Genomic DNA, 10,289 nt, shown 5'->3' with positions numbered 1-10,289 from the left:
GAGGTGGGACGACGAAATCGAATTCTAACGAATTACCGATTTCTGTCCCACTCTCGTTGATTTTGTACAAGAGTTGTCTATCAGCGTTTAGACCACGTTTTAGGGAGGAAGAGAAGAATCATTGGATAGATTTCAAGCCGTCCGGCAATCATGGCTAAGGAAAGTAACAGTTTTGAAATCGGACTAAAGATGGAGAAGGTTTGACCTGTTCCAATCATAGGTCCAATGTTGTTGAAACAACTAAAGACAGCGCTGACAACCGTCATGAAGTTATTATTGTCTAGACTGACTACAAAGAGTAGGCCGATCGTGATAAAACTGTATATTGTAAAGTACTTGAGGATCTGATGCTGTGTATCCTTATCCAATACCGTATCATTGACATGCAAGGTCAGAACGCGATTCGGAGACAAGGTCGAAAGAACCTGATTTTTTGCGATTCGCCATAAGGTCAAGCACCGAATGACTTTTAGCCCCCCGGCGGTCGATCCAGCAGAACCACCGACAACCATCAGCATCAAGAGGATGAACTGAGAAAAGAGAGGCCATTTTTCCGTCGTTCCATAACCAAAACCGGTAGTGGTGATGATATTGGAAACTTGGAAGAAGGAAATCTCAAAACTCTTAGCGACATTGGCATAGAGATGAAGGACATTGTACGCGATCAAGACACTGGACACGAGGACGATGGTGATATAGGTCCGCAATTCCTCATCTTTAAAGAAGGCCTTGAATTTTCGGATCATGAGGAAGTAGTAGAGGTTAAAGTTAACCCCGAAGACTAAAACCCCGATACTGACCAAATAGGTGATTAAACTACTATTGTAGTGGGCAATTCCGTCGTTAAAAACGGTAAAGCCCCCGGTTCCAGCCGTCCCCATGGCGATGACAAAACTATCATAAAGGGGCATGCCAGCAAGGAAATAAAGAACCACAAAAAGGAAGAACAAGCCCAAGTACAAGAAGTAGAGGATTTGAGCTGTGTTTTTTAATTTGGAAACGACCTTGCCAAACACTGGACCAGGAACCTCCGCCTTCATGACTTCAAGGTGGCTGTTCTTATTATTGTCCATAATGGCAAGTGCGAAGACCAATACTCCCATCCCTCCAATTAAGTGGGTGAAACTGCGCCAAAAGAGGAGAGAATGGCTGAGGGCACCTACATCATCTAAAATCGTTGCCCCTGTTGTTGTAAAGCCAGAGCTGACTTCAAAAAAGGCGTCGATAATGTTGGGGATTTGCCCCGAAAAGACAAAGGGAAGGGCACCAAAGAAGGACCAGAGGATCCAACAGAGTGCTACAATCAGGACTCCTTCTTTAGCATAGATGTGAAAGTCCTTTGGTTTGTGAAAACTACCAAGGAGCCCCAGCCCAAGTAAGATGGCCATGGTTGCCCCAATTGAGACAAAAACCTTGGCAGGTTCCTGATAGATTGCAGCGACCACTAAGGGAACGATCAGGAGCGCTGCCTCGATTAAGAGGAGCTTGGACAAGAGGTAACGAATCATGCTTCTATTCATCAGGTTTACCTCTCAACTAAATCGTAGATTTTAGTGACATTTTGAATCAAGGTGGTTACGATAATCCGATCTCCTACCATCAAACGGTCATCTCCATTTGGGAAAATAGCCTTGCCGTCTCGAATAATGGCAGCGATCAAGACGCCTTTTTTCAATTTCAATTCAGAGAGGGGATATTGGGTTAGTTTATTGTCTTCCTTAATTTGGAACTGCAAGGTTTCAATCCGGCCGTTTGCGACATGGTGCAAGGCTTCTAGGTTTGAGAACTGTGCATTGTAGCGTCCACGAATAAAGTGCATAATGGTATCTACAGCGATGCGTTTTGGCGTAACGATACTGGTCATATCTTGATCGCCAATGATCTCCAACAGACTAGTTCGGTTGACCTTGGTAATGTTCTTTTTGACTCCGACAGAATTTAAGAACATGGAGGTGATGATGTTTTCTTCATCGACCCCTGTCAAAGTAGCCACAGCATCGAAGTTATTGGCACTCTCTTCTAAAAGAATGTCTTTAGCGGTTCCGTCTCCATGGACGACATAGAGGTCAGGGAATTCTTGGCTAAAGAATTCAGCTCGTTCGCGATTGACCTCGATGACCTTGAGATCGATTTTGCGACGCACATCCTGGAGAATATTGAGCAGATAGTAGGCAATTTTTCCGGCACCAATCATCATCATGCTCTTAATGACTTGAGGTCGGACATTGTTGTGGAAGAGAACGATCTCGATCCTATTTCCTGTCACGAAAATCTTGTCTTGGGGCTGCAAAACAAAGTCTCCATTTGGAATCGTGAGTTCGTTGCCACGCTCGATCGCACAAACAATGACGTTTCCGTATTTCTTTCGGAATTGGGAGAGGCTCATATTGCAGAGATTGCTATCTGGCTTGATCTTAAATTCCATCAAGGCAACACGGCCGTTTGCAAAATGCTCCACAGAAAGGGCATTTGGGAAGTCAATGATATTGGCAATATAACGAGCTGTCAGCAATTCAGGATTGACAACCAGGGAGAAGCCCAAGATATTTTTTTCCTTGAAGTAGGAATTGGAATATTCCGGATTCCGCACCCGAACGATGGTCTCTTTGGCTCCCATTTTTTTAGCCAAAACAGCAGAGACCATATTCACTTCATCGTACTCGGTCATGGAAATGAAGATGTCGCAGTCTTCAACATCTGCTTGCTCCAAGATCTTGAAGTTTGCCCCATTTCCTAAAATTCCAATGATATCAAACCGTTTGGTAATATGGTTAAGAACGGATTCGTCTTTTTCGATCAAAATAACATCGTGGTTTTCAGCAACGAGAGAACGACAAAGGGCCGTTCCGACCTTTCCTCCACCAACAACAATAATTTTCATAGAATACCTCCAGAGTATGCTTCTATCATACTCTATTTTCAAGAAAAATTCATCTTTTTTAAGGATTTTCTGGTGGAATTTTGAGAAGCTAAGAACAAGTAGGAAAAATCGTCAAAAGAGTAGAACGAGGAGGGATTGAAAACTTTGGTAAAGTTTCTTAAAAAAATCTAAAAAAACTATTGACAGGAGCTTCAAAAGTGTTATACTTAGAAAGTACCTTCGTTGATTTACCTCAAACCTGTTGTGAGTTAAGTTAATGAAGCTGTAACCACGCTGTTTGCTGAGCTTGACTCCGGGCAGTGTGGCTATTTTTTTATCAGAAAGAGATCGAGTATGAATATTGAAGAACTGGACTACCAAGAGTCAGCTGCTCAAAACCACATCGTCTTGTTCCAACCTCAGATTCCACAAAATACGGGAAATATTGCACGGACTTGTGCGGCGACCAATTCCCCCTTGCATATCATACGACCCATGGCTTTTCCGATCGATGATCGCAAAATGAAGCGAGCAGGACTCGATTATTGGGACAAGCTGGATGTCCGTTTTTATGATAGCCTAGAAGAGTTTATGGAAGCAGCGAGCGACGGTCAGGTACACCTAGTGTCCAAGTTTGCAAATCAGACCTATTCGGACGTTTCTTATCAGGATGGGAAGTCCCATTATTTCTTGTTTGGACGCGAAGATAAAGGATTGCCGGAAGAATTTATGCGCCAGCACGAAGAGAAGGCCATTCGCATTCCGATGAATGACGAGCATGTCCGTAGTTTAAATGTCTCCAATACCGTCTGCATGATTGTCTATGAGGCTCTCCGCCAGCAGGGCTTTAAGGGGCTGGAGTTGAGCCATCGTTATGAGCACGACAAGCTCAAATAAGAACGAAAAATTAAAACCCGAACGATGTAATCCATGACGTTACAAAAACTTGCCTAGGCAAGTTTTTTTTGTTATCATAAAAGGGTCTTCAGGGCAGGGTGTAATTCCCGACCGGCGGTGACTTTTACTAGGAAATGTTCTTTTCCGTACTCTAAAAGAAGTCCGCGAGCGCAAGCTGATGTGGTGTGACTCCACAACCGACAGTATAGTCTGGATGGGAGAAGACGAGAGACGAATAGACTGACAGCTATTCTGATCTGTTTAGAGTTGATGCATGGGAATAGTACCTTGGAGTCTAAGACGGACTAACGGCATGTTTCGATGGAGACCAGCTAAAGTAACTAGAATAGTTTCTAGTTTAAGCTTTGTTTAAATAGTTTAGAGTAGAATGATGGAGTAGACGTCTTTCCAGCTTCTCTAATTTTTAAAAAATTGGAGGAACCTGTTATGACAAATACACGTAAACTGACCCTAGTGGCTGTTTTATCCGCTTTATCTTTTATTTTGATGTTCTATCAATTTTCTTTCTTGATAGATTTCTTCAAAATTGATTTGAGTATCATCGCCATTTTGTTGGCCTTGGTCCTGTTGGACTTTAAAAGTGCCGTTTGGGTGACCTTGATCCGATCTGTTCTTAAATTAGCCCTTAATAATAAGGGACTTGAAACCTTGATCGGATTACCAATCAATATCATTGGAGTTCTTGTTTTTGTTCTTGCTTTTGCATGGATTTGGAACAAGGAACGGACCCATGGTCGATTTGTCCTGGCAACGATTGTTGGAACGATCAGCTTGAGTATCGCGATGGTATTGGTGAACTATGTCTATGCAATCCCTTTGTATGCTCGTTTTATGAACTATGATATTTCGAAAACACTAGGGCTTGTCCACTATTTAGCAGCAATGGTTGCACCGTTTAACCTGATCGAAGGGGTGATTTGGGCCATCGCATTTGGGTTGATCTATACCTTATTGCAACCGATTTTGAAAAAATATGAAAAATAAACAACAACATTGGGCGAAGGCAAGCTTCGCCCTTCTCATTTTTGTCATTCTTGGGTATGTGATTCGCTTTTACCCGCAACAATTAACAGGCTTTGATAGCACGATTCAATCTGCTATTCGAGGCGATCTGCCTGCAACACTGACGGCCTTCTTTACCAAGGTAACCCATGTCATGGATACCAAGATCATTGTCATCTGGGTGGGTCTTCTGCTAGCGGTCTTTGCCTGTAAGAAATGGTACAGCGAGGCCCTCTTCCTTGGAAGCAATCTGGTATTGACTGGTCTTTTGGTTCTTCTTCTAAAGAATATCTACCAGAGACCGAGACCAAGTATTCTTCATCTAGTAGAGGAAAAAGGCTTTTCTTTCCCGAGTGGTCATTCACTGGCGTCTACCCTTGTTTTGGGAAGTTTGATCATCATCATCAGCCAACATGTAAAACATAAAACAGCCCGCTATTGCCTTCAAGGCTTGCTGGTTCTGGGAATTGTGACCATTGTGGTTTCCCGCGTTTATGTCGGGGTCCACTATCCATCAGACGTTCTTGGCAGTATGATTTTGGGTCTTGCTGTCTTACAGTTTGAGTATCCCTTGTATGATCGCTTGCGATTTCAATGGCGCTTTACAGGTAAGCAAAAATAACTAACAAATAGGAGTTGAACTCGCGTTTTGAGTTCGACTCTTTTTTTGCTATAATGAAGGGTATGAAATCCTACAATACCTTGAATGATTATTATCGAACCTTATTTGGAGAAAAGACCTTTAAAGTCCCTATTGATGCAGGCTTTGATTGTCCCAATCGAGACGGAACAGTCGCCCACGGTGGCTGTACTTTTTGTACGGTCTCGGGTTCAGGAGATGCCATTGTGGCCCCAGAAGCTCCGATTCGAGAACAGTTTTACAAAGAGATTGATTTTATGCATCGGAAATGGCCAGATGTGAAGAAGTACCTGGTCTATTTTCAAAATTTCACCAATACCCACGATAAAGTGGAAGTCATTCGAGAGCGGTATGAACAGGCCATCAATGAACCAGGAGTGGTAGGAATCAACATTGGTACGCGTCCGGATTGTTTACCAGATGAGACCTTGGCCTACCTAGCAGAGCTGACAGAACGCATGCATGTGACGATTGAGTTGGGGCTTCAGACGACTTATGAAGCGACTTCTGAATTGATCAATCGAGCCCATAGTTATGATCTCTATGTTGAAACAGTCAAGCGTATTCGCCAACAGGTGCCCAAGGCAGAGATCGTCTCCCATTTGATCAATGGCCTTCCTGGGGAGACCCATGAGATGATGGTGGAAAATGTTCGCCGTTGTGTGACCGATAATGAAATTGATGGGATCAAGTTGCACCTCTTGCATTTGATGACCAATACACGCATGCAACGAGACTATCATGAAGGGCGCCTCCAACTCATGAGCCAGGAAGAATATGTCAAGGTCATCTGTGACCAGTTAGAGATTATCCCCAAACATATCGTCATCCACCGGATTACAGGAGACGCACCACGGGAAATGTTGATTGGCCCTATGTGGAGTCTCAACAAATGGGAAGTCCTAAACGCTATTGAAACTGAAATGCGTCGTCGTGGAAGTACCCAAGGATGTAAGCTAGCAGAAAAGGAGAGTGCCAATGCTTCGACCACTTGAAATGGCCCATCAATTTTTAGCAGAAGTCATCACCAAAGAAGATGTGGTGGTGGATGCCACCATGGGAAATGGATATGATACGGCTTTTTTAGCTAAACTAGCAGGCCAGGTCTATGCCTTTGATATCCAAGAGCAGGCCCTTGTAAATACCCAAGAAAGATTGGAAAAGTTGGGGCTTCAGCATGTTCAATTGATTTTAGATGGCCACCAGCATGTGGATCAATATGTGGAGACTCTCAAAGCAGCTATTTTTAATCTAGGTTATCTGCCATCTGCGGATAAATCAGTCATTACTCTTCCGGCTACTACGATTGAAGCGATGGAAAAAATCTGTGCTCGCCTAGAAAAAGGTGGTCGAATGGCTTTGATGATCTATTATGGTCATGAGGGAGGAGACATCGAGCGTGATGCAGTGCTAGATTTTGTCAGTCAGCTCCCTCAAAAAGATTACACCGCGACCATCTACCGGACACTGAATCAAGTGAACCAACCACCGTTTTTGGTCATGATTGAAAAATTAGAAAGCTACCGTCATGGATAAAGAATATTTAAAAAATAAAATTGAAGGATTGAGACACCATTTTGTTGAATCAACCATTCACGAGCGTGCAATCGGTTTTTATGATGAAGCCCATATGACCAAAAAGATGCTCAAAATAAAAAAGAAATTGGTTGCGCTTGAGATGGAACGGTGCCAAAAGAAGATTGAGCACAAGGATGTAACCAAGACAGACCAAAAGATTGCGGAGTTAAAACAGCAATTCGAGACTTGCTGCCAAGAACGTTAGGGAGGGAGGAAGATGGAATTACTCCTTTATGCAGTGATCTTCTCGATGATCTTGATCGTCTCAAATGTCACCAATAAACTTGTGCCGAGCCTTCCTCTGCCTTTGATTCAAATCTTACTAGGGATCGTTTGGGCCCTCTTTGTCCCAGAAGAAAATTTTCATCTAGATACAGAGCTCTTTCTGGCCTTGGTCATTGGCCCTCTGTTATTTCGAGAGGCAGAAGAAGCAGATATTACTTCTGTCTTAAAGCACTGGCGCATCATTCTTTATTTGATTTTTCCAGTGATTTTTATCTCAACCATTAGTTTGGGCTGGGCAGCTCACTCCTTGTGGCTGAGCCTTCCTTTAGCAGCCTGTATGGCCGTAGGTGCAGCTCTAGGTCCAACAGACTTAGTAGCCTTTGCTTCCCTATCTGAGCGCTTTACCTTTCCAAAGCGGGTTTCAAATATCTTAAAAGGAGAAGGGTTACTAAATGATGCCTCAGGTCTAGTTGCCTTTCGAGTGGCCTTGGCAGCCCTTGCGACCGGAAGTTTCTCCCTTGGAGAGGCAGGGATTTCCTTAGGAATCTCCATTATAGGAGGGTTTGCAGTAGGGATCTTGACGGCCTTTGTGAACCGTTGGCTGCAAACATTACTCTTGAGTGTTCGCGCTAGTGATATTGCCAGTGAATTGTTATTAGAATTGAGTCTCCCGTTATTGACTTTTTTCTTAGCAGAAGAACTCCATGTGTCTGGTATCATCGCTGTGGTCGTGTCAGGGATCCTAAAAGCCAGTCGCTTTAAGCACATTACCCTTCTTGAAGCCCGGGTGGATACTGTGAGCCATACCGTCTGGAATACGGTCAACTTTATCTTAAATGGGTCGGTCTTTGTGATTTTGGGAATGGAACTAGAAATGATCGCCAAGCCCATCTTAAGTAGCCCCATTTACAACAATCTTCTTTTAGTTGTTTCTGTCTTTCTTTTGACAACCTTGCTCTTTTTAATTCGTTTTGTCATGGTTTACCTCTTTTATTGGTTCCGAACGGCTCGACTAAAAAAATCATTGAGAAATTATCTGAAAGATGCCTTATTGCTGACCTTTTCGGGTGTGAAGGGAACGGTTTCGATTGCGACGATCCTTTTGATTCCAACCAAAATCGAAAAAGAATACCCCGTCCTACTCTTTTTAGTGGCAGGAGTTACCCTTGTCAGCTTTATTGCTGGCTTAGTGGTGCTTCCAAAATTATCAGAAGATAAGGAAGAAACCAATAACTACCTGATGCAGATCGCGATTTTAAATGATGTCGTCATGGAATTAGAAGCAGACCTAAAGAATAGTAAGCACAAGGGGCCCTTGTATGCGGCGATTGATAACTATCATGGTCGGATTGAAAATTTGATTCTAAGCCAAGAAAATAAGCTCATTCAAAAGGACTGGGAACAGCTGAAGCTCTTGATTTTGAGTATTGAAAGTGACGGCTTGGAACAAGCCTACGAAGAAGGAAAGATGCGCGAGCGGGGCTACCGTGTCTACCAACGCTATCTTCGTAATATGGAGCAGCGGGTCAATCGCAACCTTTCGTCTCGTCTAACATACTACCTCTTGGTTTCTTTCCGCATCTTGCGTTTGCTGGTCCATGAAATCCTAACATTAGGTTCCGGCTTTCGAACTTGGTGGAACCGAGAAGATAGAAAGTTAGAAGCCATTGATTATGACCAGATTGCGGCCCTTTATTTGGCCAATACGGAAATCATCATTGAAAGTTTGGAAGACCTCAAAGGGGTTTATCGGAGCAGTTTGATCTCTTACCTGCAAGAATCTCGTCTGAGAGAGACGGCCATTATTACTAGTGGAGCCTTTGTGGAGCGGGTTATTAACCGGGTAAAACCAAATAATATCGATGAAATGTTGAGAGGCTATTATTTGGAGCGTAAGATTATTTTTGAATACGAAGCGCAACACCTGATTACCGCCAAGCAAGCGCGTCGCATGCGTCAAAATGTCAATGAATTAGAAAGCTACTCCCTAAGAGAAAGTGCAAACACTCTTCCATACGATATGATCGAGTATGCACGGAATCGTTGAGATAAGAGTAAAAGAGGCTGGGACAAAAGTCCTAGCCTCTCAATTATTTTTGGATTGTCGATCAAGACGCAGTGGTTGAGTGGACTCTACTACGCTGATTTCATCAGCTTTTACAGCCCTACTCAACTGTGCGGAGGTGGGACGACGAAATCGAATTCTAACGAATTACCGATTTCTGTCCCACTCTCTTTTTGCTTTATTCACTTTCTTTTCAGTGTGCGATTTCTGGTTTGACAAAGAGTCGCTCATCACCAAGATCAATAAGGGATACTGGTGCTTCATAAAATTGGCTAAGGACATGGGGAGTTAGGATCTTTTCCTTTGGTCCTTGCTCGACCACTTGGCCATGTTTGAGTAAGAGGACATGGGTCATATCTGTTGTAATTTCCTCGGCATGGTGGGTGACGTAGATCATGGTAGGCGCGTGATCCAGTTGTTTGATATGATGGATCTGACGGAGGAGCTTTTCTCTGGCAAAGAGATCCAATCCACTAGAAGCTTCATCAAAAATGATCAGATCTGGCTGGTCCATGAGGCTTCGTGCAATGAGAACGGTCTGCTTTTCTCCCTGGGAGAGCTCACGGTATTTGCGGCCGATCAAAGAGCTAGCCCCAATTGAAGTTAGCATATCCCGTGCCCAGTTCAGTTCTTCTTCCCCGTATGCAGCATATAAGATACTACTCTTGTATTGACCAGTTAGGACAATTTGCTCTGTCAAAAGATGTTCTGGCAGTCTTTCTGAAATGAAGGAGCTAACGATCCCAATACGCTTACGTAACTCAGGAATACCCCCTTCTCCAAAGCGGGTTCCAAGGACCGTTACCTGGCCAGAACTAGCCCAGTATTCAGACATGAGCAGTTTGAGGAGGGTCGATTTTCCTGCTCCATTTAAGCCTAAAATCGCCCAACATTCATTTTCTTTTACTTGCCAGTTAATCTCTTTTAAAAGGGCTTTTCCATTGCGGATCAAATTGACGTCTTGTAGTTCAATCAAATTATTCATAACTTCATCCTTTTGA

General features: G+C 43.4%; 10 protein-coding genes and 1 riboswitch. Of the genes, 7 read left to right on the top strand and 3 right to left on the bottom strand.

Annotated features, from left to right (window positions below):
* Positions 1-80: 80 nt before the first annotated feature.
* Together LIZ08_RS09020 and trkA are read right to left on the bottom strand one after the other, a co-directional pair.
* On the bottom strand, positions 81-1,520 hold the full coding sequence (locus LIZ08_RS09020; protein ID WP_031577101.1) for a TrkH family potassium uptake protein: 1,440 nt from the start codon (positions 1,518-1,520) through the stop codon (positions 81-83).
* A 5-nt stretch (positions 1,521-1,525) separates the two neighbouring features.
* Positions 1,526-2,881 (bottom strand): Trk system potassium transporter TrkA, encoded by a 1,356-nt coding sequence (gene trkA, locus LIZ08_RS09015; RefSeq protein WP_227038706.1) that lies wholly within the window; start codon positions 2,879-2,881, stop codon positions 1,526-1,528.
* A 333-nt stretch (positions 2,882-3,214) separates the two neighbouring features.
* Between trkA and LIZ08_RS09010 the strand changes: the two genes are divergently transcribed.
* The 7 genes from LIZ08_RS09010 to LIZ08_RS08980 all read left to right on the top strand — a co-directional run bounded on the left by LIZ08_RS09010 (position 3,215) and on the right by LIZ08_RS08980 (position 9,270).
* Positions 3,215-3,757, top strand: coding sequence for a tRNA (cytidine(34)-2'-O)-methyltransferase (locus LIZ08_RS09010; protein WP_024055209.1), 543 nt, complete (start codon positions 3,215-3,217; stop codon positions 3,755-3,757).
* 80 nt (positions 3,758-3,837) lie between these two features.
* A riboswitch (FMN riboswitch) is annotated at positions 3,838-3,987 on the top strand.
* Positions 3,988-4,189: 202 nt separating this feature from the next.
* Positions 4,190-4,762, top strand: coding sequence for an ECF transporter S component (locus LIZ08_RS09005; RefSeq protein ID WP_348634518.1), 573 nt, complete (start codon positions 4,190-4,192; stop codon positions 4,760-4,762).
* Entirely contained in the window at positions 4,752-5,402 is a 651-nt protein-coding gene (locus LIZ08_RS09000) for a phosphatase PAP2 family protein (RefSeq protein WP_227038705.1), read from the top strand. The genes LIZ08_RS09005 and LIZ08_RS09000 overlap by 11 nt, the downstream gene beginning before the upstream one ends.
* 53 nt (positions 5,403-5,455) lie before the next feature.
* A complete protein-coding gene (locus LIZ08_RS08995; protein ID WP_227038704.1) occupies positions 5,456-6,415 on the top strand; it encodes a TIGR01212 family radical SAM protein in 960 nt (319 codons plus the stop codon).
* Complete coding sequence (locus tag LIZ08_RS08990; RefSeq protein ID WP_049514312.1) at positions 6,399-6,956, top strand: tRNA (mnm(5)s(2)U34)-methyltransferase; 558 nt, start codon at positions 6,399-6,401, stop codon at positions 6,954-6,956. The genes LIZ08_RS08995 and LIZ08_RS08990 overlap by 17 nt, the downstream gene beginning before the upstream one ends.
* Positions 6,949-7,203, top strand: coding sequence for a hypothetical protein (locus LIZ08_RS08985; protein ID WP_003005673.1), 255 nt, complete (start codon positions 6,949-6,951; stop codon positions 7,201-7,203). Before LIZ08_RS08990 ends, LIZ08_RS08985 begins: the two co-directional genes overlap by 8 nt.
* Positions 7,204-7,215: 12 nt before the next feature.
* Positions 7,216-9,270: a cation:proton antiporter gene (locus LIZ08_RS08980; RefSeq protein ID WP_227038703.1), complete on the top strand. Its 2,055-nt coding sequence runs from the start codon at positions 7,216-7,218 to the stop codon at positions 9,268-9,270.
* Positions 9,271-9,481: 211 nt separating this feature from the next.
* Here the strand turns inward: LIZ08_RS08980 and LIZ08_RS08975 are convergent, their stop codons facing one another.
* The gene (locus LIZ08_RS08975; protein ID WP_024054785.1) at positions 9,482-10,273 is read right to left on the bottom strand and encodes an ABC transporter ATP-binding protein; all 792 of its coding nucleotides are present in this window, start codon (positions 10,271-10,273) and stop codon (positions 9,482-9,484) included.
* Positions 10,274-10,289: the final 16 nt, after the last annotated feature.

Origin of the sequence: Streptococcus sp. 210928-DFI.4.42, from assembly GCF_020554365.1 — a bacterium.
GTDB lineage: Bacteria > Bacillota > Bacilli > Lactobacillales > Streptococcaceae > Streptococcus > Streptococcus parasanguinis_S.
The sequence above is the reverse complement of the archived record's forward strand: the minus strand, read 5'-3'. Positions and strand labels throughout refer to the sequence as shown.

Coding starts and splice junctions, on each gene's coding strand:
- LIZ08_RS08975 (WP_024054785.1), bottom strand. CDS start 10,273: ATGAATAATTTGATTGAACTACAAGACGTCAATTTGATCCGCAATGGA.
- LIZ08_RS08985 (WP_003005673.1), top strand. CDS start 6,949: ATGGATAAAGAATATTTAAAAAATAAAATTGAAGGATTGAGACACCAT.
- LIZ08_RS09010 (WP_024055209.1), top strand. CDS start 3,215: ATGAATATTGAAGAACTGGACTACCAAGAGTCAGCTGCTCAAAACCAC.
- LIZ08_RS08990 (WP_049514312.1), top strand. CDS start 6,399: ATGCTTCGACCACTTGAAATGGCCCATCAATTTTTAGCAGAAGTCATC.
- LIZ08_RS09000 (WP_227038705.1), top strand. CDS start 4,752: ATGAAAAATAAACAACAACATTGGGCGAAGGCAAGCTTCGCCCTTCTC.
- trkA (WP_227038706.1), bottom strand. CDS start 2,881: ATGAAAATTATTGTTGTTGGTGGAGGAAAGGTCGGAACGGCCCTTTGT.
- LIZ08_RS08995 (WP_227038704.1), top strand. CDS start 5,456: ATGAAGGGTATGAAATCCTACAATACCTTGAATGATTATTATCGAACC.
- LIZ08_RS08980 (WP_227038703.1), top strand. CDS start 7,216: ATGGAATTACTCCTTTATGCAGTGATCTTCTCGATGATCTTGATCGTC.
- LIZ08_RS09020 (WP_031577101.1), bottom strand. CDS start 1,520: ATGAATAGAAGCATGATTCGTTACCTCTTGTCCAAGCTCCTCTTAATC.